This window comes from Enterococcus crotali (genome assembly GCF_000633635.1).
GTDB lineage: Bacteria > Bacillota > Bacilli > Lactobacillales > Enterococcaceae > Enterococcus_L > Enterococcus_L crotali.
In genome coordinates this window covers 719,058-742,844 of record NZ_AYPQ01000002.1, presented here as the reverse complement: position 1 = coordinate 742,844, position 23,787 = coordinate 719,058, and the positions used below count along the sequence as shown (strand labels likewise).

At 35.2% G+C, this 23,787-nt stretch carries 25 protein-coding genes and 1 pseudogene; 5 read left to right on the top strand and 21 right to left on the bottom strand.

The genetic code is table 11. From position 1 onward, the window contains the following. Window positions 1-51 precede the first annotated feature (51 nt). The 4 genes from V192_RS0108310 to V192_RS0108295 form a co-directional block, all read right to left on the bottom strand. On the bottom strand, window positions 52-1,734 hold the full coding sequence (locus V192_RS0108310) for a 6-pyruvoyl-tetrahydropterin synthase-related protein (RefSeq protein ID WP_025870740.1): 1,683 nt from the start codon (window positions 1,732-1,734) through the stop codon (window positions 52-54). A 270-nt stretch (window positions 1,735-2,004) separates the two neighbouring features. Beyond that, complete coding sequence (locus tag V192_RS0108305; protein ID WP_025870738.1) at window positions 2,005-2,688, bottom strand: DUF1129 domain-containing protein; 684 nt, start codon at window positions 2,686-2,688, stop codon at window positions 2,005-2,007. 101 nt (window positions 2,689-2,789) lie between these two features. Beyond that, window positions 2,790-3,890: a redox-regulated ATPase YchF gene (gene ychF, locus V192_RS0108300; RefSeq protein WP_025870736.1), complete on the bottom strand. Its 1,101-nt coding sequence runs from the start codon at window positions 3,888-3,890 to the stop codon at window positions 2,790-2,792. Between the two features lie 3 nt (window positions 3,891-3,893). After that, window positions 3,894-4,091 carry a DUF951 domain-containing protein gene (locus V192_RS0108295; protein ID WP_025870734.1) on the bottom strand — a complete coding sequence of 66 codons (198 nt, stop codon included), beginning with the start codon at window positions 4,089-4,091 and terminating at the stop codon, window positions 3,894-3,896. A 318-nt stretch (window positions 4,092-4,409) separates the two neighbouring features. On the opposite strand from V192_RS0108295, the gene V192_RS0108290 reads away from it, so the two are divergent. The 3 genes from V192_RS0108290 (at window position 4,410) to V192_RS0108280 (ending at window position 7,520) form a co-directional block, all read left to right on the top strand. After that, complete coding sequence (locus tag V192_RS0108290; protein WP_025870732.1) at window positions 4,410-4,937, top strand: helix-turn-helix domain-containing protein; 528 nt, start codon at window positions 4,410-4,412, stop codon at window positions 4,935-4,937. Then, window positions 4,844-5,818, top strand: coding sequence for an IS3 family transposase (locus V192_RS0108285; RefSeq protein WP_128080805.1), 975 nt, complete (start codon window positions 4,844-4,846; stop codon window positions 5,816-5,818). The genes V192_RS0108290 and V192_RS0108285 overlap by 94 nt, the downstream gene beginning before the upstream one ends. A 190-nt stretch (window positions 5,819-6,008) precedes the next feature. Continuing rightward, window positions 6,009-7,520 (top strand): AcpB/EbpR/MafR family transcriptional regulator, encoded by a 1,512-nt coding sequence (locus V192_RS0108280; RefSeq protein WP_025870728.1) that lies wholly within the window; start codon window positions 6,009-6,011, stop codon window positions 7,518-7,520. A 124-nt stretch (window positions 7,521-7,644) separates the two neighbouring features. Here V192_RS0108280 and V192_RS0108275 read toward each other — a convergent pair whose 3' ends face one another. The 17 genes and pseudogenes from V192_RS0108275 to V192_RS0108205 form a co-directional block, all read right to left on the bottom strand. Next, entirely contained in the window at window positions 7,645-8,748 is a 1,104-nt protein-coding gene (locus tag V192_RS0108275) for a tyrosine-type recombinase/integrase (RefSeq protein WP_025870726.1), read from the bottom strand. 374 nt (window positions 8,749-9,122) lie between these two features. Beyond that, entirely contained in the window at window positions 9,123-9,515 is a 393-nt protein-coding gene (locus V192_RS22110; protein WP_239644612.1) for a hypothetical protein, read from the bottom strand. Continuing rightward, complete coding sequence (locus V192_RS19710) at window positions 9,512-10,342, bottom strand: hypothetical protein (protein WP_239644611.1); 831 nt, start codon at window positions 10,340-10,342, stop codon at window positions 9,512-9,514. Before V192_RS19710 ends, V192_RS22110 begins: the two co-directional genes overlap by 4 nt. Window positions 10,343-10,447: 105 nt before the next feature. Next, on the bottom strand, window positions 10,448-11,635 hold the full coding sequence (locus tag V192_RS0108265; RefSeq protein ID WP_025870724.1) for a WxLIP family cell surface protein: 1,188 nt from the start codon (window positions 11,633-11,635) through the stop codon (window positions 10,448-10,450). A gap of 125 nt (window positions 11,636-11,760) precedes the next feature. Then, window positions 11,761-11,904 (bottom strand): hypothetical protein, encoded by a 144-nt coding sequence (locus V192_RS21530; protein WP_158001097.1) that lies wholly within the window; start codon window positions 11,902-11,904, stop codon window positions 11,761-11,763. After that, window positions 11,897-13,024 (bottom strand): hypothetical protein, encoded by a 1,128-nt coding sequence (locus V192_RS0108255; RefSeq protein WP_025870722.1) that lies wholly within the window; start codon window positions 13,022-13,024, stop codon window positions 11,897-11,899. Before V192_RS0108255 ends, V192_RS21530 begins: the two co-directional genes overlap by 8 nt. Window positions 13,025-13,041: 17 nt before the next feature. Next, on the bottom strand, window positions 13,042-13,830 hold the full coding sequence (locus V192_RS0108250) for a hypothetical protein (RefSeq protein ID WP_025870720.1): 789 nt from the start codon (window positions 13,828-13,830) through the stop codon (window positions 13,042-13,044). Window positions 13,831-13,857: 27 nt separating this feature from the next. Continuing rightward, entirely contained in the window at window positions 13,858-14,028 is a 171-nt protein-coding gene (locus tag V192_RS22105) for a hypothetical protein (protein WP_239644610.1), read from the bottom strand. Next, the gene (locus V192_RS19705) at window positions 14,025-14,684 is read right to left on the bottom strand and encodes a helix-turn-helix domain-containing protein (RefSeq protein ID WP_239644609.1); all 660 of its coding nucleotides are present in this window, start codon (window positions 14,682-14,684) and stop codon (window positions 14,025-14,027) included. Before V192_RS19705 ends, V192_RS22105 begins: the two co-directional genes overlap by 4 nt. Before the next feature lie 920 nt (window positions 14,685-15,604). Further along, on the bottom strand, window positions 15,605-16,498 hold the full coding sequence (locus tag V192_RS0108240; protein WP_025870718.1) for a ParB/RepB/Spo0J family partition protein: 894 nt from the start codon (window positions 16,496-16,498) through the stop codon (window positions 15,605-15,607). Next, on the bottom strand, window positions 16,491-17,252 hold the full coding sequence (locus tag V192_RS0108235; protein ID WP_010766686.1) for a ParA family protein: 762 nt from the start codon (window positions 17,250-17,252) through the stop codon (window positions 16,491-16,493). Before V192_RS0108235 ends, V192_RS0108240 begins: the two co-directional genes overlap by 8 nt. 15 nt (window positions 17,253-17,267) lie before the next feature. After that, window positions 17,268-17,984, bottom strand: coding sequence for a 16S rRNA (guanine(527)-N(7))-methyltransferase RsmG (gene rsmG / locus V192_RS0108230; protein ID WP_025870714.1), 717 nt, complete (start codon window positions 17,982-17,984; stop codon window positions 17,268-17,270). Between the two features lie 275 nt (window positions 17,985-18,259). Then, complete coding sequence (locus V192_RS0108225) at window positions 18,260-19,018, bottom strand: class II aldolase/adducin family protein (RefSeq protein ID WP_025870713.1); 759 nt, start codon at window positions 19,016-19,018, stop codon at window positions 18,260-18,262. Between the two features lie 6 nt (window positions 19,019-19,024). Further along, window positions 19,025-19,306 (bottom strand): hypothetical protein, encoded by a 282-nt coding sequence (locus tag V192_RS0108220; RefSeq protein ID WP_035011069.1) that lies wholly within the window; start codon window positions 19,304-19,306, stop codon window positions 19,025-19,027. Window positions 19,307-19,311: 5 nt separating this feature from the next. After that, window positions 19,312-20,668: pseudogene (locus V192_RS19700) on the bottom strand (PTS galactitol transporter subunit IIC). A gap of 95 nt (window positions 20,669-20,763) precedes the next feature. Then, on the bottom strand, window positions 20,764-21,066 hold the full coding sequence (locus V192_RS0108210; protein WP_025870711.1) for a PTS sugar transporter subunit IIB: 303 nt from the start codon (window positions 21,064-21,066) through the stop codon (window positions 20,764-20,766). Further along, a complete protein-coding gene (locus V192_RS0108205; RefSeq protein WP_025870710.1) occupies window positions 21,059-21,535 on the bottom strand; it encodes a PTS sugar transporter subunit IIA in 477 nt (158 codons plus the stop codon). Before V192_RS0108205 ends, V192_RS0108210 begins: the two co-directional genes overlap by 8 nt. A 191-nt stretch (window positions 21,536-21,726) precedes the next feature. On the opposite strand from V192_RS0108205, the gene V192_RS0108200 reads away from it, so the two are divergent. Both V192_RS0108200 and V192_RS0108195 read left to right on the top strand, forming a co-directional pair. Next, the gene (locus V192_RS0108200; protein WP_025870709.1) at window positions 21,727-22,485 is read left to right on the top strand and encodes a DeoR/GlpR family DNA-binding transcription regulator; all 759 of its coding nucleotides are present in this window, start codon (window positions 21,727-21,729) and stop codon (window positions 22,483-22,485) included. 61 nt (window positions 22,486-22,546) lie between these two features. After that, window positions 22,547-23,512 carry a 1-phosphofructokinase family hexose kinase gene (locus V192_RS0108195; protein ID WP_025870706.1) on the top strand — a complete coding sequence of 322 codons (966 nt, stop codon included), beginning with the start codon at window positions 22,547-22,549 and terminating at the stop codon, window positions 23,510-23,512. The last annotated feature ends 275 nt before the right edge of the window (window positions 23,513-23,787 follow it).

Genomic DNA, 23,787 nt, shown 5'->3' with positions numbered 1-23,787 from the left:
TCTGAAACATGAGCATTTTCTCATTTCGTTCTTATTATTTTAAAAGGATAACTAAGGCTTTTTCTTTGATTTCACCCTAGTTGAGATCTTTGGTGCTACTTGCCATACAACACAGCTCAAAAAGGTAAGAGCCGAGATACTTGCTGAAATTTTTTGAGCCCATGTAGCATGATATGAAATCGATACACTGCCTTTTTCGGATACCTGAATATCCACCAATCCATTTTTCTCATTTAATACAGCTGGAGTAGTTATTTCTTTTCCATTGCTTACAATCTTAGCCTGATAGCCATAATAATAAATAAACGGAATTGTAACCGTTACTTTTGATGTATTTTTAGTCTGATAGTCGAATGACACCGAATCAAATGTCATTTTAACATCCTTCACCACTATTTTATCAGGGTTATACACGACTTTGCGCTTTTTATTTTTCTTGATAGTGTCATAATCCACTTCCTTTGGTAAATACTCATGTCCAGCACCAATGTAATAACTATTCGTTTGATCATAAGATTGGTGGGATAAAATCCGTTTTCCTTCAGTATCAATACTTTCTTTTTCATACAACCCTACACCAAGTAAAACAACAAAAACTAAGATGATCTGACTACTGGGAAACTTTTTGAATAACCCAAAATCATCATTTGCAATAAGATACGCCAATAATAAGGTTACAATTGATAGGAAACGCCAAGGAAACTGGATGGTATTAATTGGTGTCTGGTCAAATAACTGCCATGGAAAAAGATTTGTCGTCATGAACATAAATAATAATGCCAAAATGATCAATTCACGATTTGGCAGGTCTCGTTTAAACAACATTCCAGTATAGATGATCAAACCAACTAACAAAAGAACACCTATATTTGCTGAAGATGCATGGAACACACTATTTTTAAAACTATTAGTAAGTAACTCTCCTAAAGAATAGCTCTTATCAGAAATCAACGTCAGAGGATTTGACGTAACTTGAAACGTTACGTGCTTCATTTGTTCAAAAACAGGTACTAGATAGAAAGCTAAAAGCAAAATTGTTACGCCAGTTGCTTTTGCTATCGCAATAATTATCTCTTTTTTTATAAATCGTTTCGCATGAAAAAGGATATACAATCCGATAAAAATACTAAGAATTTCCAATGAAATGAAATGAGCTAATCCGATTCCTGTCATTCCAACAGTCAGGAGAAACCATTTCTTCTCATCACCATTTTTCAACAAATACAAACTTGCCAAAACCACTGGAAAAAACCCCATTGCCAGCAGTTCTCCAATCGCTTGTCTATTAAAAAAATCTTGTAAACGATAGATCGATAAAGTATACAATAGTGAAAATAAGTAACTTTTCACTTTAGAAAGCTTCATATATCTACCCGATACATAGCTCAAAATAAATGTTCCTAAATTTATTCCAATAGCAAAAATAATAAAACTAGTAGCCAGTGAGAAGCCAAACACGCGTAAAATTGCTGGAACATACAAATAAAAATCTGGATAAAACAAACTAGATGCATACCCATATCCACCAATGAAAAAGTAACTTACTTTCGGAAATAACAGACCATGCTTTAATGACATAGCCAGACCCTCGATCCGATTTTGATGAAAATGGTAATCATCACCAATCATAATATGACCGTTTTGAAGATAAACAATATATACAGACAATACACTTAATATAAAAAAACTCAGAAAAATCAGTAATCGACTACGCTTGCTGATCCAATCTTTCATTGCTTCACCTCTTCATAATGAAAATTATTTGAAAGTTTCATTCTTAGTGTATATGGTAGCGCGCGGAGCCTTTTCTTTCAAATACAAACCCTTTATATTTGAATTTGCCTATCGTTTTATTTGTTAAAAATTCAATAATCCTATATTTGTAGGTTTTTTTATTCAGAAAAATAAAAAGATCTGAGAGCTAACTCAATGAGTTAGCCCTCAGATCTTTAAAATTCAAATAGATGGTGAGACAGTATTCCTTTATCTCAACCTTTTTACTCTCTATCGCGCCAAACTACTACGCATATTGTATTTTTTCTTCAATAAGTAACGAGCACCTAAAGCAATCCCACCAATAATGATAACGACAATTGGATCAAAGACAGGGTTGATAACGGCTGGCAACATTGCAGAACCTGTAAAGACAATAAGCCATAGAAGCATCGATCCAACTAAGATCAAACCAGTTTTAAACCAACCTGGACGTTTTGATTTATCCACGCCTGGGCGATCATATTGATAGACATATTTATACATTAGATAAAACACGTAACCACCAGCCATTGATGCCAGCACTAAGGTTAGTAACCCTAAAGGCTGTGTCTTTCCTTTAGACCACAGCATCATTACTGAAAACATGATTGTCATCACACCAAATAACAGCAATGTATTGTCCAACCACATCAAAATAGGAGGTGATTCCGGCAATTCTTCTGGTTTATTTAAAATCGACTCCGTACGTTCAGCCACTGTTCCGAAAAGCTGACGCGCAGTTTTCCCACTTTTTTGACCTTCTACTAAATGAGGCAGAATTTCATGTAAAGCAAGTGTCTGTGCTTCCTCTGAAAGATTAGCAGCAACTAGTGATTTTTTTAAGTCAAAGATGTATTGTTCATTTCTCTTTGTCAATTTTTGTTCAAGTTCACGATTTTCTGAAACAATATCTCGAAGTGCTTCTGATTCCATGTTTTGCGTCCTCCTCGCCCGTGACCAACGGGGCAGTCTTTACCTAAAAAGTATTCTAACACATTTTTTAGGGAGAAAAACAGTTTTTAGCTATTTTTTTCTTATACATTGAAACGGAAAAGCATAACATCGCCATCTTGTACAATATATTCTTTTCCTTCTAAACGAACTTTGCCTGCTTCTTTCGCTGCTTGCATATTGCCATACGTATTCAAATCATCAAATGAAACCGTCTCGGCACGAATAAAGCCTCGTTCAAAATCAGTATGGATGATTCCAGCTGCTTGAGGTGCTTTGATTCCTTTACGGAAAGTCCACGCACGTACTTCTTGCTCACCTGCAGTAAAATAGGTTGCTAGTCCTAATAAATCATAGGCTGCACGAATCAATTGATCTAACCCAGATTCTTCGATGCCCAATGCCTCTAAGAACTCAGCTTTATCTTCATCATCTAACTCTGCGATCTCTTCTTCTGCACGTGCACAAACAACGATTACTTCTGCTTGTTCATTTGCAGCAAAAGTTCGTACTTGTTGAACATAAGGATTATTATCTGAATCAGCTACTTCATCTTCTGATACGTTTGCTACATATAAGATAGGTTTTGCTGTTAATAGGAATAGACTTTTAACGATTTTTTGTTCGTCTTCTGTAAATTCGATCGTCCGAGCAGATAATCCTTCTTCTAGAACTGGTTTAAGCTTATCTAATACTACTAACTCCGCTACCGCATCTTTGTCTTTTGTTTTAGCGATTTTAGCCACACGTGTATAACGCTTTGTAATAGAATCTAGGTCTGCCAATACTAATTCCAAGTTGATCGTATCGATATCTGCTAAGGGATCTACACGTCCTTCAACGTGGGTAATATTATCATCATCAAAACAACGCACCACATGGCAAATAGCATCTACTTGGCGAATATGGCTTAAAAATTGATTCCCTAACCCTTCCCCTTTACTTGCGCCTTTTACGATTCCGGCGATATCTGTAAACTCAAAAGTAGTCGGTACTGTTTTTTTAGGTTTCACTAACTCTGTTAAACGCAGCAAGCGCTCATCAGGTACTTCAACCATTCCCACATTAGGATCAATTGTTGCAAACGGATAATTCGCCGCCTCTGCTCCTGCTTTTGTAATTGCGTTAAAAAGGGTAGATTTCCCTACGTTAGGTAAACCTACGATTCCAGCTGTTAATGCCATTGATCATTCACTATCCTTTATCAGTTTTTTTTCCAAAATTTTTTTCATCTTCTTTTCAAAATCACGGCGTGTCATCATAACGATATGACCGCAGTTCGTACATTTTATTTTAATATCGGCGCCCATTCGAATAATTTCCCAACGATTTGCCTGACAAGCATGGGGCTTCTTCATTTCTACAATATCACCAAGATCATACATAACAGACATATCCCTTCTAAAAGTAGTCATCAATTTTCATAAAATCAGACATAAACATACAAAGATACAATACCATTTTTTCGCCAATCAAGCAAAGCTATTTTATTGATTGGCTTTTTTTCTATATTCCAAGTGAAACATCCAGATAAAACGATTGTTTTTTACATAAATAGAAGAAAAATCCATTTATATAGGATTGTATTTGCTGGATTTATGTTAGATAATAATGGGAATGGCACTATCAGAATGAGCTCGGGACAAAATGAGGTGACCCCCAAAAGTTGTACGTGAAAATACAATTTTTGGAGGTTATTTTTTATGACTTATTATGAAGTAGAGTTCAAATTAAAAATCGTCAAAGAATATCTGGAAGGTCCCCTAGGTTGTCGAGCATTAGCTAAAAAATATGGTCTTTCATCGTATTCCTTAATTTATAGTTGGAAACACTCTCATCAACTATTTGGAAAGGAAGGGCTCGTCACACATCGTTCTCCTCAAAAATATACTAGTGAATTTAAGCGAGATGTATTACACTTTATAGAAACGACAGGGGCTTCTTTCGGGGAAGCAGCGAGACAATTTAAACTGCCATGCGGTCAAATGATTTCTCGATGGCAGAGGAAATACATTACGGACGGCCACACAGCCCTGTCTAATCGCAGAGGGAGACCTAAAAAAATGACGAAACCAACAAAAAAACAGCAGAAAAAAGCCTCACTTTCCCGTGAACAAGAATTAGAACGTGAAAATGAATTATTACGAATCGAGGTGGAGTATCTAAAAAAGCTACAGACTTTCCAACAGAATATTATGGCGAAGCGAAACGGCGAGTCCAAACCAGAATAGCCATCGACCTGATTGGAAAGTATCGTCAAGAGTTAGTCTTAGAAGCCATTCGCTTACCCCGATCCACCTTTAATTATTGGAAAAAAAAGATAGCTGTTGAAGAAACTACGTCTCCAATAGAAGAATGGATTCAGCGTATTTTTAAAGAAAACGATGGGAATTACGGATATCGTCGATTGAAGTTGGCGTTAGCCCATAAGGGCTATCAAGTGAACCATAAAAAAATTCGGCGAATCATGAAGAAATATCATTTAGTATGTACAAGCTTCACTCGTCGTTCAAGAAGGTATCGCTCTTATAAAGGACAGGTCGGTCAGACAGCCAAAAATAGAGTGAATCGACGTTTTTTCAGTTGTGTTCCCAATCAAAAAATTTATACAGATATATCAGAATTCCACTATACTGAACGAAATCCCGAAGGAATAACTGTCAAAAGAAAAGCGTACCTAAGTCCGTTTCTAGATGGGTTTAATGGAGAAATCATCGCCTATCATTTCCAACAAAAACCAACATTGGATTGTGTGTTAGGACCTTTAGAAAAAGTGATTGAAAAAAGCAAATATGGGCACTATCGAATGACGATTCATTCCGATCAAGGCTGGCATTACCAACATCACCAGTATGTCAGACGGTTAAAGCAAGCAAAGGTATACCAGAGCATGTCACGAAAAGGAAACTGTTTAGACAATGCATTAATGGAAAATTTCTTTGGTTTGATGAAACAAGAAATGTATTATAGACGCATTTTTTCTAGCTTTGAGGAATTAAAACGAGCAGTTGAAACGTATATTGATTATTACAATCATCATCGAATAAAAGCAAAATTGACCGGTATGAGTCCAGTACAATACCGAATTCATACCAGTCAAGTAACAGGTTAATCTACGTACAACTTTTGGGGCGCACATCAAAACTAAAAAACAGTTTTGCATCGAGCTCTAAATTAAATATAAGATGTGTTCCAATTAGGAAAGACCTGGCCATATAACCATCTGATATAGTACACAGAACCTACCTTGTTTCCAGAATTTAATTTTTATTCGATCTTTAGATAGTTAAAGGAGTTTTGCTATGAGAAAATTCGACTTATTAGAAAAATTAGAAGTTTATCAAATTGACTTATTAATATATTTAAGTAATATTGGCGGTACCGCAACAAAAAAAGAGCTTTTGCACCACTTAGATATCGGAGATTACTTTTTATCAAAGCTGATTGAAGAGCTGATGACCTCGGCAAAACATTCGAATAATCGATTTTCTATCGAAGTAAATAAACATACCATTACTTTTAAAACAAAACCTGATTACTCCCTCCATACGTTATATAACGAGTTGATCTGCCACTCACCAAAATACAAAATTCTAGAAGAATTGCTACTTTGCGGTACAATTGATGTCACTCGTTTATGTGAAAAAATTGGGATCAGTCACTCAACTTATTTTAGAAAAATCAATGAATTGAATGTCTTATTAAATGAATTCGATTTATCCATCCAAAACGGCTATTTGCTAGGTTCTGAATTACAAGTTCGTTTTTTTTATGTCTCTCTTTACATAGTCACAGATCCTAAGCACCAATTAAAAAGCCCGCATATCGACCCCAGAATTTATGAAACGGTCAATCATATTCAGCAAAGCTTAGGTGGCTCCATCTCTATTTTTTCCCGAAAAAAACTTATCATTTACTTAAGCCTATTAAAAAGAAGAAATGCTCAAAAAAACGTACAAAATTACAGTGATCAGGAGCCCTTCTTTAGTAACCAATCAGACATTAGCGGGCAAAGAAGATTTATAAATGCACTTAAAAACACTCGCCTATTCAAACAAGTTGATAAAACGCTTGGGGCCTTTCTCGTTTATTACTCCTTTAAAATGCTTCCTAATGAAACCATCTTATTGCTCCTCTTCATGATTGGCGAAGAAATCATCCCTAGTAATTCTCACTGCTTAAAAGAACTTGACTTGATTGAACGATACAGTAAACTTTTGATTAAAAGATTGAACACAGAATTTTTTAATTTTATGAATAACTGTTATCCAGATTCCCATCTAAATGAAGCACAACACGAAATGCTCCATTATTATTTAAATTCTATCGGCTATCGCCATTTAATATTCAAGGGAACGATCGATTATTATTGGGAGCTCCATTATGCTGAATGGAAAAAAAGCGAACATGCTGGAATTGTTACTATTTTCGTTGATTATTTAAAAAAGAGTTTCCCAGAGATTTTTGTCGATGATACACACGACATTATGCTTATTACGAGATATGCTCATGCAATAAGTTTTTACGAGGAGTGTATCAAAACAAAAATATCGGTCGGTATCTTTATTGAAAGTGATCTATTACGCAAAAAAAAATTTACGGACTGGTGGATCAAATATATTGAGTTATCCACATTTGCCCGAGCTGAGCCTTTAGCTGACAACCAATTTTATGATTTAATTATTAGTAATGTAGATTGTTCCCATTTGAAAAAGAGAGGAAAGCACTTTTTTGTTATGACCAACTATAAAGAAAAAAAAGATATCTCTGATCTTGATCGATTGCTATATGATATTTATTCTTCTAGTCATTGAATACTACTTAGCACGCTGCTAACAGAACTGTGCCGAGATTGAGTCGTGCCATTTCGAGCTACTTCTCAGACCTTAAAACATAAATCAACGTATCCTATCATAAAGTTAACTATACGTTTTTTCATCAAACAAATTCAAGCTTTTCCATCAATTGGCGTTCTTCAGCAAAAAATGAGTTTGTATAACAATCCAGCGTCATTTTTGTTGAAGAATGACCCAATAGGGAACTTATTGTTGCAATATTTCCTCCTGCTTCTAAACATCGCGTAGCAAAGGTATGTCTCAAAGAATGGAAAGAAAATTTTTCTAAGCCTATTTTCTTCCGGATTATTTGAAACCGATAAGCAATTGTACGAGGTTCCAATGCTTTATGTTTATTGGAAATAACATACGCACTAGTTGATGTTTTTTGAAGCTCCAACAAGGTTTTCATTAATGCACTAGTAATCGGTATTTTTCGTTGTGAGTTGTTGCTTTTCGGGGTAATCTCCACGATTTCTGTCTTTCTTCCAGCGTTATCTTCCGTCTGAATTCTAAGTACGGTCCTGTTGACACCTAATGTGTTGTTGTCAAAATCAATGTCATCCCATTTTAACCCGCAAATTTCTCCAATTCGTAGTCCGGTCTGTAAAGCGAGCATGATAGAAAAAAATTTCTGACTACTATTTACTTCCTTCACCAATCTAGCTTGGTCTTTGACCGATAATGCCTGTACTGTTTTTCTTCTTGTTTTGGGGAGTTCAACTCCTATACAGGGATTTTCTGACAATAGATTTAAAGAAACGGCCTTACTCAAGCAATTTTTTAATACTGAAAAGATCGATCTAATCGAACTGGCTTTAAGCGTTTCATCCATTTTTTTAAGTAAAATACCCATATCTGATTGTTTTAGCTTTTGTAACTTGATCGAACCTATCGTTGATAAAACATGTACATCCATTTTATTTTTATAGCTAGCATACGTACTGCTTTTCACTTTAGGACGAACAAATGTCTCCAACCAATAATTCGTCCAATCCGTTAAATAGCCTTCATAAGGAAGGAGATTTTTGCTATTGTTTGTCTGTTTTTCGTATTTCACCAAGATGAGTTGATGCTTTACTTCTGTGTATTTGTATCCGTAAATATATCCATAATGGATTTTTCCATTCTTTTGTCTACCCTTTATGTATCGGCCTTCCCAGCGACCATCTTTTCTTTTATAGATATTTTCTCCTCTTCTTGCCATAACTAGCATCCTTTCTAAAATATTATTTTTATACATTTAAATAAAATGAAATGACTACAATTTTAAATACATGTATGTTATTTTTATCTATTGGAAAACCACTTAGTTAAAATCAATGTATTTAATTTCTCTTTTTATTTAGTCCCAACTAAAATAAGCGACAATCTTACAATACGTTTAGTTTTCTTAACCAAGTATGAATGATTATCTTTTTCAATTAGTTTCAAAAATTTTAGAAATAAAGAAAATATTTGGAAGTCTAATATCCATTTTTTTTGTTATACAAATACTATTTGTATAATATTAGAAGTAAAAGAAAGAGGTATGACACACCTGAAACTGTTCTAGTTTCTTGTACATCACCCCTTTTTAAATCATCTTGCTTCACTGATCAGGATATTGTTACTTAACCTTAAAGAGCTACTTAAGAACTCTTTTAATGCTGCGTATCCTTCTAGCTTGATCAAGAGCTCCTGCGAACAATACACCCAGTAACTAAAAATGGTCGGACCTGCTGCAACTTTTTCTACAGCCTCCATAAATTGACCTAATTCTTCAATTAGTTCTCTACAACTTAATTTACCAGCAATGATGATTTCTTCTTTGCCTTCCAACTCCAACAACATCCATAAATAATCGATAAATTCTACTTTGGCTTTTAAATCCAAAAATTGTCTTTTAGGTATCATTCGTTTTCTATTTAATTCTTCACTTCGTGTAAAACAAGTTAAAACGTCCAGCTCAGCTTTAGAGGTGTACTTTTTCAAATTGTTTTTTTGCTTGGTTTCCTGTTAGTTCTCTGTTTTTGCTGGAACCAATTGGATGACCAAGTTTTCACTTTCAACGCTACCGAGTATTGTTTCGCTCGATTCAATTTATATCTACTTACTTTAGTTTTCTCGGAGCGTATACTTTTTTTATCTACACTAGTCAATTTTATTTCCGTTACTGCTTGTTCTTTTTTTTCAGAATCGTTTGGAATACTTTTTAATTTATATTCTCCCTGACTCAGCCGCTCTTGGATCGTTTGGCTGACTTTTGTAAGTTCTGTTTTCAGCTGCTCTCCAGAATCTAAAACAATGGATTCATTCTTTGTTAGCCGATCTTCTAACCCGTCCATTTTCTTAGTCAGCTGACTGAATTTTTCTAATACTCCAGAAATTTCAGCTTCTTTTCTTTTATACTCAGCTTCTTTTTCTTCCTTGAGCGTGTTGTCATAGGTTTCGATAGTTTCTTTTGCGCATTCTTTTAGTTCCCGTAGCTGTTTTACCTGAGTCTCTTCGTAAAAACCTATGGTAAAAGTCAAGACAATATATGCTGTAGAGGTAAAAACATTGATTTTTTTTATGAGTAATTCATTGTTTTTTTCAGTCCACGTTTCATATATTTTTTTAGCCATACGCTCAAGTTCCATTAATGATCGAACATCTTTTTTAAAAATTAGCTTACAGGATAGATACGCCTCATTTGGTGTATCTAAGTGCTTATTGTAAAGTTCTACTCCTAAAAGTCTAGGATTGACTTTTTGATGGAGAATATATTTTTTAATTATTCTTTTTTCCTGTTTTGGGGTATTTTGTTCCGATTCCTTCATATCCTCCAACTCCTAAAATCTCTATGCTATAAACTCTTTTTTTATGCTTTAAAAATAGTGTTCGAGCAATTTCTGGTCTTTAATTCTATCATCCAAACGTAATGGCTATTTGTTAGAAACTGAATTTCTTTGCCTTTTAGACTCTACAGAACGTCTTCTCCTAACGCTTTCGCTCCTATTACCTTCTGATTTTCTTTTGCGTCTAGGATTTTTTTTATTAGGCTCTCGCTTTTTATTTTTATGATATAATGCTTCAGCATAGCGCTTTTCTTTGCGTTTTCTTAAAATCAGTAAAATCAATAAGAGTAACAACAATAAAACGAATGTACTCACAAAGATAATAGTGTAAAACATTAAGTTCTCTTTGCTCTCGGTTAGACTATCTTTTTCTTTATCCTCAGCTGACATAATTTTTACTTCCTTATCCCATTGCCATTCCTGATTAGTTGCTTTGGATTTCGCTGCTATAGCAACTTGATAGCTTCCAGGTTGAAGTACCTGATGTTCATCATCGATAATAAAAGTAAGGCTTGAATTAGGTGCCATGCGATACCCTGTTAATTGGGTTTGAAAGGATAGTTTATCTGAGCTGTCTTTATAAACTTTCGCTGTAAGCTCGATATCTTCCAAATTCACAGCTTGATCATTTTGAATCGTTGCTTTTATAAGATTTTTTTTTGATTCTTTCACAGAAAAAACGGTTAATAAATTCAATTTTGCTGTAATTGGCGTATCTGTCTCTGTTAATTTTACAGCTACGATATATGTCTTAGATGCTTTGTCTTGCTGATTAGTAGCATCCTTATCCTTATTATTTTTTTCTGTTGAAACAACTTTGATTCCACCTAAAATCATTCCATTAAATTGATCCTCAGGCATTTTTAAATGTACTGTCGTTGTAATTGTTTCATGCGCAGGTATTGTAATTTCTGACTCCGCGCTTGCAATATCTTTCAAGCCCAGCTTTAGGCTTTTATCTCTTTCAACGATTTTTGACCGATCTGAATAATCTATATCTCCCAACTCATTGGTCGTAGCATCATTGATTTGTAAAGTAACCTGTTGTTTTTTATCAGAGGTATTGGTCAACTCCAACGCCAAATCTTGTTCTTGATTAGGCTTCATTCTAAGATCATAATACGTTGCCTCTGGATTATGCTGATTATTTGGTAAAATAGGCTTCACTGAAACAGCCCACCCGACTTCTGATTTGATTGTCATAAACACCAACATTAAAAGAACAGATCCTATTATTGCAATAATCAGGCGAAGCATTTTCCGTGTATTAGTCATTGAATTTTACACTCCCTGCATAATGAAATCATATGTATTTGAAAAAAAATCGGATTTAACAACTATGAAAATGAAATGAGCAACCTAACCAATCGATTGCTTTCAAATTATTACCTACTCTTTTTTTACACCGATTGATTTTCTTTATAATCCTCTGATGATCCCATTGTTGTAGCATCATTTTTATATGTAGTGATGGATGGGAAAAGCCGACTATTCCCAATCCACTTTGTTCCTTTATCCAAGTAAGAAAGGTGCTTTTTAAGCATCAATAATTGACTCATCGTTTAATACGATCTGCTCAAGTAAGTAATTTTCTCCTTGGATAAGATCGAAGTAAGCCGCCTTATTCAATATACTGTCATAATCCATTTTCATGATTCGAACATGAGGTTGACGAAACCAAGATTTTTTTTTGATTTTCACTCTTGATTCAATCAGCTTACATTCGTCTAAAATCAAGTAAATTTCATTTGTAGAAACTGAATCTTTAAAACTTCTTACCTGTTCTCTTTCATATGTCAGTTGGTTATCTGAAATCGTCATTTTTTCAGATTTTGTCATTAATTCTTTGTTCATCATCCAAGACTGCTCTAAAAACTTGGCTTTTTGCAGTAGTTGAGAATATTCTCGCAGGTCGACCCGTACTATATGATCCCAGTTCTCATTTTCATTACTATCTGATTTACTTAATGCTTTCATCGCCCTAGAGAGATTTTGCCGCTCCATTTGATCGATCACAACTTCTAGTTTCTTATTAGCAAGTCGCATCCGCTCTTTTGCATGTCTTTCTCTGCTAACAGCTTCTTCGATCTTCAACAAATAACTAGCATTATTATTGTCCTCATATTCCACCACTTCTGCTGGTTCTGCAGTTGGTGGGCTGTCCACTTTGAAAGGTTTGATAAATTTAGCGACGAGTTGCTCGATTTCGTAAACAAAGGACTCTAATACGTCATCTCCACCTTCGATTAGTTGCTGATCCAGCGACTGTAATAGATTGACCATAAAAGGAAATCCAGCCTCTCTATATGCGATGGGGACAAAATCGATATAGTAAACGACACGCGTATCTTCTTTTTCTTTAGAACCACCTATCCAGGCAATCTGAGGAAATGAGTGGATCAGCTCATCCAACAAAGCTGACCAATCAAGATCCACAAAATCTAATGTAATCTCTACATGCTTGAAAAAAGAAATTATGGTATGAAATTCTTCAAAATATTCTTCCACTTCTTTTTGTGGATAGGGGATTCTTTTATTCCTTTTTTGAAAAATCTCTTCGCAAATATAATAGATATCCCGCAGCATATCATCATCAAAAAGACGCTCGCCTACTGCTGGAGAAGCGGCTTGGTAAATGTCGACCATAATATTTTGATAAACCACTCCTTAATCCCCTTTCCTTAATCTAGTGATTGATCTGATAACCGGCTGGATTTACTTAACAGATCTTCCATTAGTACACTTGTTTCACTTTGCAGGCGAAGTATTCGCGTATGGTAATTTGCAGCTTCCTGATTGATCATTTTTAACTCGATAGAAGCTTCTGAAACAGCTTTTTTGGTTTCGTGTCTAGCAGCTTCTACGGTTCGATCCGCTTCGATAGTTGCCCGCTCAATGATTTGCTGTGCTTTTTCTTTGGCTTCCATTAGGACTTCTGCTATTTGATTTTTCATTATATCTTGCTGACGTAGCTGTTTTTCAGTCTCTATGCTTTTGTTTCGTTCCTCTAATAATTGTTCATCTAGTTGTATTCTCAACTCTTCTAATCGATTCACTTGCTCTTCTAAAGCAAGGATTCTTTCTTTTGATTTAGACGAACTTGTTAAACGCATCGTTAATTGATCGATTTCTTGTTGCTTATTCTCCACTTCTGCTTTCAAGCGCTCAGCCATTGTTTTTTGACGTTGCAGTTCCTTTTGAAATTGCTGATTTTCATTATTCAAATGCTCAATTACAGTTGCTTGCTCTTGTTGTGTCTCTTGTTCTTGTTTTCTCATATTATTTTCCAAACGCTCTCTTTTAGTTGAAGTTTCTGGACGACTTTTTTTAGGGGGCTCATAGACTTCCTCTTCAAATTCATCGTCATCGTATTCGTCGTAGTCATCATACTCGTCATATTCATCGTAGTATTCCTCATAATCATCATCATGATCCCTTTTCTTTTTGCTTTTTTTGTTAAATATCGCCAATACTCCCGCTCCCCTTCTCGCTTATAATTACACACTACCTACCAGTAATTCTCTTGTTTTTTCGTCATTTTGTTCATCTATTGCTATGAACTCTTGATTCAAGTAATAACCAATTCCTTTTTTATTTAGAATAAACGGTTCGAAAATCGATGTTTTTTCCATAATTTTTTGTTTGATGCGATTAATTAAATTGCTCAACAATGCCTGTTTATTTTTTTGTTTGGCATTTGCCAGATTGCCTCACAGAGTGACTGACTAGAAAAAACTCTCTGATCTGACTCAATAAAATGTTCCAGCACTTGATGCTCTTTTTTCGTCAATGGAATCAACCAGTTATCAATAATCAATGTTCGATCCTTTAATTGAAATGAATACTGTTTTTTAACTTTAGCTACATTTGAAAAAGATGAAACATTTTTAGAAGAAGCTTCGCTGTTCTCAAAAGAAGCGTCTGTTCTTTCCTGACTATTTTTACCCACGCGACCGGCTGTTTCTTCAAAAATTGCTGCTAGTTTGCTTGCTAAATCAGTGACAGATATCGGATAACGAACAAAACTCACGCTAGCATTAGTCAGGTATTTAGATTTATTGACCTGTTCTGATTCAAATGTTAAAACAACAATCGGCTTATTCAGTAGCACCAAATTATCTAGAAAAGACTCTTTTAATCCGCTATACATGGATTGTTGATAAATAATAAGATCAAAATTTTGTAGAAAATAAAACTCTTTATCTTTGGGCTGAGTCATTATATCTTTTGAAACCATTATTTCATAGTCCATATTCAACAAACTATTTTGCAACAGTCCATTTGCACTTAATGTGTCGGTTAGTATGATAATTTTTTTCCTCATAAATAGTAAATCCTCCTCTTGGTTTTTATATATAGTAAGTTCCAACCATTTATATTTTGATACGATTCCTCAGGCTGATGGCTGTGGCACGCAACTAACTCGTCTACCACATAAAACTGCAAATAGTAGTCTGCCAGGAATTTCCTATTCTTATATAAAATAAGAAAAAAATGACACATAAGCTGATTTGATGATTCTTTTAACGAAGTGTTGACGGCTGTATGACGGTTAATCCAACTCTTTTAAACAAATAATTATTCTAAAAAATGACATTTTAATAAAATAAATAGATCGTGTTTTTTAATACGTGAATATTAATTTTCGCATAATCAACTACTACACCATTTTTTGTATTACGTATAATAGTCGCTGAAATTATTAATTTTCTTCGATGTTATCGAGACTTTTACTCATTTATTTGACGGTTCATTTGACGGCTTATGAAAATAAGTAAATTTATTATCAGTGACATTACATGTTAAACTTTAGAAATACAGTCATAGTTCACAAAACGTTTTGTATGGTTATGTGGCTACTTAGCAAGGCCTAATTGTTAAATATATGATTTGATCCCTGAGCCAGCCATAATATATATAAATTAAATATATTGTTATTTTTTATTCCTCATTGACATGTCCAAATTATTTATTGTATACTCGATGTATAAGTATTTAACTATTAGACATCTATTTAACAATATCCATAAGGGCAAATTTAAACAATTATAGATTTTTCTTATTTTATATAAAAACAAGAAAAATATTAGTTATTTTGTATATAATGTTTTTTATAGAAAAAGGCACTATAAAAATAGTTATTTTAGTAAATGGTAAGATATACATCATTTAAAAAAGCAAAGGATAAAACTAAAAATTAGTTTTATCCTTTGCTTTTTCTATTCATTTATTTTTCTTCGCTCATTATGCTTCATCAAAATGAATTTCTAAAATATCTAAAATTCTGGCCAAGTCTGACTGTGACAGGTACTCGATTTCAATTTTTCCTTTTCCTTCTTTTTCTTGAATGGCAACAGTGGTACCAAACTTATCCATTAAACGATCTTCGCTCTCACGAATGTAGTAAGGTTTGTCTTTGATATTTTTCTTTTCTTTCTTAGGCGCTTTCTTGCCCTGATTTTCATTTAAGTCATTGACGATTTGTTCTAATTGACGAACAGTCAAATTTTCTTCTACCACACGTTTTGCTAAAACCAAAATTAGGTCTTTATCCTTTAACCCCAACAATGTTCTGGCTTGTCCCATAGATAATGTTTCACCCTGAACCATCTCTTTCACTTGAGTTGGCAATGTCAATAAACGTAAATAATTCGCAATATACGGACGACTTTTTCCTAAACGTTCTGCTACTTCTACTTGTGTTAACTTCAAGTTTTTCATCAGCATATCGTAGGCTTCTGCTTCTTCCAACGGGTTTAAATCCTCACGCTGCAAGTTTTCCAATACAGCGACTTGCATCATCGCTTCTTCATCAAATTCGCGGACAATTGCTGGAATTGTTTCTTTATCTGCTAATTTTGATGCACGGAAACGTCGTTCACCAGCAATGATTTCGTATCCCTTAACGGCAGACTTTCTAACAATGATCGGTTGAAAAACACCTGATTGCTGAATCGAATTTGCTAATTCCTGAAGGGACGCTTCATCGAATGTTTTTCTTGGCTGATAAGGATTCGGACGAAGTTCATTTAAAGGAATTTCAAGTACCTCTTCTTTTTGAACATCTACATCTTCCAAACTAGCAAAATCTTGAAACAATGCATCAATACCTCTACCTAAACCTTTTCCTTTACTCATTATCCAACACTTCCTTTGCTAGTGCTTGGTACACTTCGGCACCACGTGAACGGGGATCATAATCAATAATCGACAAACCATGACTTGGTGCTTCAGACAGACGGACATTTCTAGGAATAATTGTATCGTACACTTTTTCCCGGAAGTATTTGCGAACTTCTTCCACAACTTCAGCGCCTAAATTTGTTCGTGCATCATACATCGTAAGTAATACACCTTCAATACGTAAATCTGGATTAAAATGTTTTTGAACGAGACGGATCGTGTTTAACAACTGACTCAATCCTTCTAACGCATAATATTCACACTGCACCGGAATCAAAATCGAATCACTTGCTGTAAAAGCATTAATCGTTAAATGTCCTAAAGAAGGCGGACAATCAATTAAAACAAAGTCATAGATATCATTTATCTCTTCAATAGCAGCTTTTAAACGAGATTCTCTAGCCATCATTGAGGTCAATTCAATTTCAGCTCCAGCCAACTGGATCGTTGCTGGAACGATATCTAAATTCTCTCTAGAGGTTTGTTGAATTACGTTTTTGATTGGTTCTTCATTCACTAATACATCATAAACATCCGTTGCAACATCTGGCTTACGGACGCCGATACCACTTGTTGCATTTCCTTGAGCATCAATATCGATCAGCAACACTTTCTTACCATAATAGGCAAGACAAGCACCTAGATTCACAGTGGTCGTTGTCTTACCAACGCCGCCTTTTTGATTCGCTACAGAAATTATTCGTGCCATTTGTGTCCCTCCATCTTATTTGATTGGTTGTTTATTTGGTAAACCAGGTTTTCTTGGGTATTTTTTTGGTGTTTCTTTTTTCTTTTGGATCACGACGATATGACGCTCATCTTCTGTGATCGGTAATTCAAATGACACTTCTTTTTGAAATTTACCGCCTAAAGTAGCAATCGCAGGTTTGGCTTCTGTAATCTCTTCCTCACTCTTGGCTGCTTTCAATGCTAAGAAAAAACCATCCTTTTTCACTAACGGCAAACACAGCTCACTCAATACATTCAAACGGGCAACTGCGCGAGCTGTTACATAGTCAAAAGCCGCACGAAATTCTTCTTTTTGTCCAAATGTTTCTGCACGATCGTGATACAATGAAACATCTTCCAATTTCAGCTCAGTAACCAATTCAGTTAAAAATGTAATACGCTTATTCAATGAATCCACGATTGTAACTTGTAATGTAGGAAAAACGATTTTTAATGGAATACTGGGAAATCCTGCCCCTGCACCAACATCGCAGATCGATTTGTTTGTTGAAAAATCTTCAAAAAACGCCAACGAAATAGAGTCATAGAAATGTTTTAAATACACTTCTTTTTTTTCAGTGATTGCAGTCAGGTTCATTTTTTCGTTCCATTCAACAAGTAATTCAAAATAACGGGCAAATTGATCCATTTGATGATCTGATAGTTGGATCTCTTTTTGGCTTAATAATTGTTTAAATTCTTCTGGAGTCATACGTTACCTTCCTTGCGTGAAACAGAAAATGTTTCACAGTTGTCTTTTCTTACTTTAACGCAAATAGCAATTTCTTGCAATGTTTTTAACAAGATTTTTAGCAGTTATAATAAAATGTTTCTTTCTATTATATAGCAGAAAAAATTCCCTTTTCATCGAAACACTTTCTAAACAATAAAAGAGGATGTGGAACAAAAGTAAAAATCACTTTTGTTTCACACCCTAAGTACAAATAAACGTTGGAAGTAAAAACATCTCCTTCCTCGTTTGCTTTCTTAGTCGCCACCAGCTGTTGCTTTAACAATTTGGTTGTAGATCGGTTCACGATTTATTAAATCTTCGATCGTGCCTATTTTAACTCCTTTGGAATAATAGCCATCTAGAATTCCTAATTTTTGAAAAATGGTTTGTTTATACGCAATTTCCGCATTCCACTCGACAGTATCCAGAATTGCTAAAGCTGAATGGATCGCTTCCATCCCAGTTTCTCCACCTGTCGTAATTAACACACCATGACTGTCCAGTAAAAATTCATGCGGCAAGGTTTTTCGCGCCATTGTTTTGATATGATTGCTAACGATTTCTGCTAACTCTTCTGAACAATTTGGCTCAAATTCCAACACTTCAATATACTCCACTTTCTGAGTGGCTTCTGTCAAGTTTGGCATATCTAAGCCGCTGGTAGCCCAAAACATGCTATTTGGTGCATGAGCATGTAATACCGCCTTGATTTCAGGATTCGCATCATAAACTGCTTCATGCATATTAATCTCTCTGGTCAATCCACCCTCACCTGCGATCACTTTTCTTGTATGAGGTTCAACTACTATAATTTGAGAAGGGGAAACATGACCTAAATACGCTTGTGACATCATCGTTGGTGTCATGATAATAAATTCTTTGCCCATTTTATCTGTTGTTTTAAATGAAAAGTTGCCTCCTGCAACATTTGTGTTTTTACGTTCAAAAATCAACTGTACGATTTTTGCCATATCTTCTCTTTCACGTTCAAATAAGATTCTTCCGTCTGCCATGATTTACTACAGCTCCTTCTTCTTTTTTATTATTTTTCCTGTACGAATCGATTCCTTTGCTGCTTCTTGAACCACTTTATATTCTACGTATTTTTGTTTTTTTCTGTCATCGTATTCTTTAAAAAGCACTGCATTCCCATTTTTATAGATGAAAAAAGATAGGAGCATGACTAAAAAATACAGCGGCAAGATATTGATTGATAGCGCACATATAAAAAGTAGGATATCTAAGAATAGCAGCAGCATCCATTTTCCCTTTTGATCCATGTCGACCCATCCTTTCTTCATTTTACTCAACTCTTTATTTCTTTATAGCGTGCACTTGGTACTGGCTCTTTTGCCATATACTTATACAGCCAGACAAACATCGCGATAAAAATGATAAAACCGATGATTGCTATCACGTTCAAATTCGCGGCTTCTGCAAACAAGATTCTAAATTCCGGCCCTTCGATCGATGACCATGTAATGCTGCCTCCTTTTAAATCTACTGCTCCTGTTTTTTTCGCTAAACCAGTCAATACAGGTGCCAGATAGGTTGCGCCATATAAGTAAAGCGGCGTATAAATAATACCTAGCGTGATCATTCGGTATAAATTGCCACCGGTCAATAATAAACCGCCAACTGCAATCGAGTAGTTGATGATTCCAGCTAGCGGCAATACTTGATTACCAGGTAAAATCATCGCATAGCCAATAAAGACTGGCACTAAAATGATTGCTGTAACCCAAATTTCAGAACGTCCCGCCAAAATCGGCCAGTCTAACCCAATGTAAACCTCGCGATCTTTAAAACGTTTTTTCATCATTTCTGACATCGCATCAGCCAATGGAGATAACGACTGCATAAACATCTTACTGATCATCGGAAACAACGCCATGGCTGTTGCCACTTGAATCCCTAAATTTAACGAACCAGAAATACCATAAGCTGCGCCAAAACCAAGCAGTACACCAATGATAAAACCCATTACACTATTTTCAGAAAAAATGCCTATTTTCGCTTTTAGCGCTGAAGTATCCGCTTTTTTTTTWAAAAAAAGGAATTTTATCCATCACAAGATTGACCGGCAACATCAACACTGCTGAAATATTCATCAGATGGGTCACGGTTACTAGAGGAATTCCTGTCAAATCCTGAATATGACGTTGAAACATATCTCCCATTTTCAACTCCAAAACTACTTGTACAACAGCGGCAATAAACCCTGCAACTAATGAGCCGCTGATAAAGTACACTAGATACGCAGTCAGGGCTTTCCCCCAGACGTTCCACATATCGACATTTAATGTTTTAGTTAAATTCAATAAAAGCATAATGAAATTCACCCCTAAAACAACAGCGAAAAAGACAAATGCGTAGGACCAAGACCATGTAATACTTGCAGCTCCTGTCCAGCCTAAATCAAGGGCTGGTAAACTTATTCCAGTATTTTTAGCCATTGCAACAGACGCTGGACTTACCGCATCTGACATAAATCCGATCACCATGCTCATTCCTGTAAAGGCTACACCTAAAGTAATCGCCGACATAAAAGCTTTTTTCAACGGCATACGAGCGATCAGCCCAATAATCAGGATAATTAAAGGAACAAAAATAGCTGAACCTAGATTTAATATATAATCAATCACAGATTGAAAAATTTCCATCTCTTCTACCTACCTATCTTTTTGATTTTTTGGTATGATTAGTTTGTATTATTATTTATGTGGGGGTCGGATTCGTCATAATCCGAGCTCCTGTTTTATTTTCTTGTGTCGTTAACGATTCCTTCATAGATTTCGTCAACGCCCATACCTGTTAAAAATGGCACTCCTGCATAAACAGAAATCCCTAGTTTTTCCGCTTCTTGAAGTACTTCGTCATCCGGTTTTGCGATATAAACATAAATATCCGCATTGGGTAACTCCTGTAAAATCGATTTATAGTCTACTGCTTCTACAGGATAGTCGATGCGATCGGCATCAAATTTACTTTTGATTTTTTCTGCAACTGTCGTACTTGTCGCCACACCACTGCCACATGCTACAATTAATTTTCTAGCCATTTTTTACTTCCTCCCATTGGTTCATGAACAATTTGAACATGTCCTCATTTTCTGTTGTCATTTTTAATTCGGAAACAAATGCTTCATTTTGAAATAAGACCATTAACTCTTGTAGTAAGCCAACCTGTTTTGAGGGTTCCTTGATGCCTAAGAAAAATAAATCTCTCACCTCCATCTCTTGATTGTCCCCCATTTGTTTGACCTTGATCGGCTTTGTTGTTCTTACAATATATATGAAAGGCCTTTCAATATATTTCGTGTCAGAATGAGGTAGCGCAATATTAAGATATTCAGTAATCAATCCTGTTGGAAATACTTTTTCCCTAGATGTGATTCCTTCCAAATATCCATCGTTTACATACCCTACCTGCGTCAAGCGTTTTGCGATACACTCAAATAATTCTTCTTCATTTTGCACAGTGACTTTTAAATCGATCAATTCCGGTTGAAACATCTGCTGTGTATTCATGGTTCCCCTCCAATTTAGTGTGCCATCAAACTTTTTGTGTTCAACTTTGTAAAAATATGTTAAACTTTGTTTATACAAAAAGAATACATCTTGTACAAAGGTTTGTCAACGCTTTCTTTTGATTGTTTTTTGTTCATTTTACGTTTAAAATGTAATAGATAAACATTTTCGAACAAAAAGGAGAGCTTTTTATGTTAAAAAGAGAGCGGCATGCACATATTTTAGAATTACTGGAAAAAAATACATTTATGACGGTATCCGATATAGCAGTAGAACTACAAGTTTCTGAAATGACGATTCGTAGAGATATCAATGAACTAAGTGACTCTAATCAGTTAGTTCGCTTATATGGTGGTGCGCAAAAAATCAATCGAAAAGATAAAGAACTAGCTACCCACGAAAAGATCAACCTACATATCGAACAAAAAGAATATATCGGAAAGATCATGAATTCTTTGATCCAGGATCATCAGGTTGTTTTTGTAGGTGCAGGAACAACGATTTTATATGCATTACCTTTTATCAAGAAACAAAATTTAATGATCGTTACGAACAGTTTATTAGCGTTCAACTATGTGATTGAACACACTGACTACCGGATCTTGTTGACTGGAGGGGATTTTACACCGATTACAGAAGAATTTATTGGAGAGCACGCAGAACAAACATTTGAAACAATCAACATCGATATTGCTTTTGCCGCAACAAATGGCATCTATAATAACAACGTGACCACTTCCAATTATTTAGAAGGCGGTGTGCAGCGGGCGGCGTTTAAAAATGCTAAGAAAAAGGTTGTTGTAGCAGATAGTACGAAATTCAATGTCAGTGATGTGTACACTTTTTATAAACTTTCCGATTTAGACTATGTGATCACTGACGATAAAATGGATGAGCAAACGTTCAATTTTTACCAATCTTATGGAAAATTATTAAACAAGAAACGTTAACTGGGTTGTCTGATCTTTTCAAAGCCCAGATTGACAGGCTTTTGAAGGAGAGGAAACCACAATGATTTTAACCGTGACACTTAACCCATCGATAGATTCTATTTATTTTACTGACACATTTGTTTTAGGCGAAATGAACCGTTGCAGTAATCCTGTCAAAGCGGTTGGCGGAAAAGGCATCAACGCAGGAAGAACTGCTGCAATTTTAGGTGGTGAAGTGACCGCAATCGGTGTTTTAGCTGGAATCAATGGAAAATTTATTCAAGCTGAACTTGAACAAGAACCATTTAAATCAGTATTTCTCCCCATCTCAGGGGAATCAAGAAATGCTGTAACTGTGATGGATCAAGAGAAAAACCAAACGGAAATCGTAGAGCTCGGCCCCGAGATCACAGATACAACGGCAAAAAAAATAATCGACACTGTGATCGATTTATCTTTTAAACAAAAAAAGACGCCTGTCATTGCTTTATGCGGTTCTGCTAATACTAAAAACGAGCGCCTATACCAAGGTTATTTACAACAGCTACAAAAGCGACTTGGACCAGCGGCAAAAATTCTAACAGATATTTCAGGAAAACAATTGCACAATGTCGTAAATGGCACAATTAAACCTTATTTCATCAAACCTAATATTCATGAATTTGCAGAACTAGTGAATAAACCCTTGACGAACAAGCAAGATGTTATCGAACAGCTAAATCATCCACTATTAGCAGGAATTCCGTTTATTCTAGTTTCTTGCGGCGGAGACGGTGCTGTAGCAAAATACCATGAACGAATCTTTGATGTCTGCATACCTGTCATCAATATCGTTAATCCTACAGGATCAGGCGATGCCACTGTGGGCGGTGTTGCATTTGCTGTAGACAAAGGTTTTTCTATAGAAGAAACTTTGCGTTATGGAATGGCTTGTGGCATGAGTAATGCTCTTGAACAAGCGGTCGGCTATGTTTCAGTTGAAAATGTTGAAGCTTTGAAAAATAACATTGTGATACATGAAATAGAGCAAATGTTTCACGTGTAACAATGAATTTTTTAAATAAAAAAATAGAGAGTTTTTTTGCATGACATAGGCCCTCTCAAACAGAACACAAGTTTAATTTCAATAATCTTTGTCAAGTACCTGATTTTTAAAATCTGCTCACTTTTTTTTATGAATTTCTATGATTTCGTCAAATTCATATCATGCATATCAGTTTGAACTCTTTGTTTCCCATCAAAATAGATACATTGAAAAACCCATTGAGTCTCCTACTATTCAAGTACAGATTTGACATTTTCTAATAATTATTCATGTTA

Coding starts and splice junctions, on each gene's coding strand:
- V192_RS0108310 (WP_025870740.1), bottom strand. CDS start 1,734: ATGAAAGATTGGATCAGCAAGCGTAGTCGATTACTGATTTTTCTGAGT.
- V192_RS0108305 (WP_025870738.1), bottom strand. CDS start 2,688: ATGGAATCAGAAGCACTTCGAGATATTGTTTCAGAAAATCGTGAACTT.
- ychF (WP_025870736.1), bottom strand. CDS start 3,890: ATGGCATTAACAGCTGGAATCGTAGGTTTACCTAACGTAGGGAAATCT.
- V192_RS0108295 (WP_025870734.1), bottom strand. CDS start 4,091: ATGTATGATCTTGGTGATATTGTAGAAATGAAGAAGCCCCATGCTTGT.
- V192_RS0108290 (WP_025870732.1), top strand. CDS start 4,410: ATGACTTATTATGAAGTAGAGTTCAAATTAAAAATCGTCAAAGAATAT.
- V192_RS0108280 (WP_025870728.1), top strand. CDS start 6,009: ATGAGAAAATTCGACTTATTAGAAAAATTAGAAGTTTATCAAATTGAC.
- V192_RS0108275 (WP_025870726.1), bottom strand. CDS start 8,748: ATGGCAAGAAGAGGAGAAAATATCTATAAAAGAAAAGATGGTCGCTGG.
- V192_RS19710 (WP_239644611.1), bottom strand. CDS start 10,342: ATGAAGGAATCGGAACAAAATACCCCAAAACAGGAAAAAAGAATAATT.
- V192_RS0108265 (WP_025870724.1), bottom strand. CDS start 11,635: ATGACTAATACACGGAAAATGCTTCGCCTGATTATTGCAATAATAGGA.
- V192_RS21530 (WP_158001097.1), bottom strand. CDS start 11,904: ATGCTTAAAAAGCACCTTTCTTACTTGGATAAAGGAACAAAGTGGATT.
- V192_RS19705 (WP_239644609.1), bottom strand. CDS start 14,684: ATGAGGAAAAAAATTATCATACTAACCGACACATTAAGTGCAAATGGA.
- V192_RS0108240 (WP_025870718.1), bottom strand. CDS start 16,498: ATGAGTAAAGGAAAAGGTTTAGGTAGAGGTATTGATGCATTGTTTCAA.
- V192_RS0108235 (WP_010766686.1), bottom strand. CDS start 17,252: ATGGCACGAATAATTTCTGTAGCGAATCAAAAAGGCGGCGTTGGTAAG.
- rsmG (WP_025870714.1), bottom strand. CDS start 17,984: ATGACTCCAGAAGAATTTAAACAATTATTAAGCCAAAAAGAGATCCAA.
- V192_RS0108225 (WP_025870713.1), bottom strand. CDS start 19,018: ATGGCAGACGGAAGAATCTTATTTGAACGTGAAAGAGAAGATATGGCA.
- V192_RS0108220 (WP_035011069.1), bottom strand. CDS start 19,306: ATGAAGAAAGGATGGGTCGACATGGATCAAAAGGGAAAATGGATGCTG.
- V192_RS0108210 (WP_025870711.1), bottom strand. CDS start 21,066: ATGGCTAGAAAATTAATTGTAGCATGTGGCAGTGGTGTGGCGACAAGT.
- V192_RS0108205 (WP_025870710.1), bottom strand. CDS start 21,535: ATGAATACACAGCAGATGTTTCAACCGGAATTGATCGATTTAAAAGTC.
- V192_RS0108200 (WP_025870709.1), top strand. CDS start 21,727: ATGTTAAAAAGAGAGCGGCATGCACATATTTTAGAATTACTGGAAAAA.
- V192_RS0108195 (WP_025870706.1), top strand. CDS start 22,547: ATGATTTTAACCGTGACACTTAACCCATCGATAGATTCTATTTATTTT.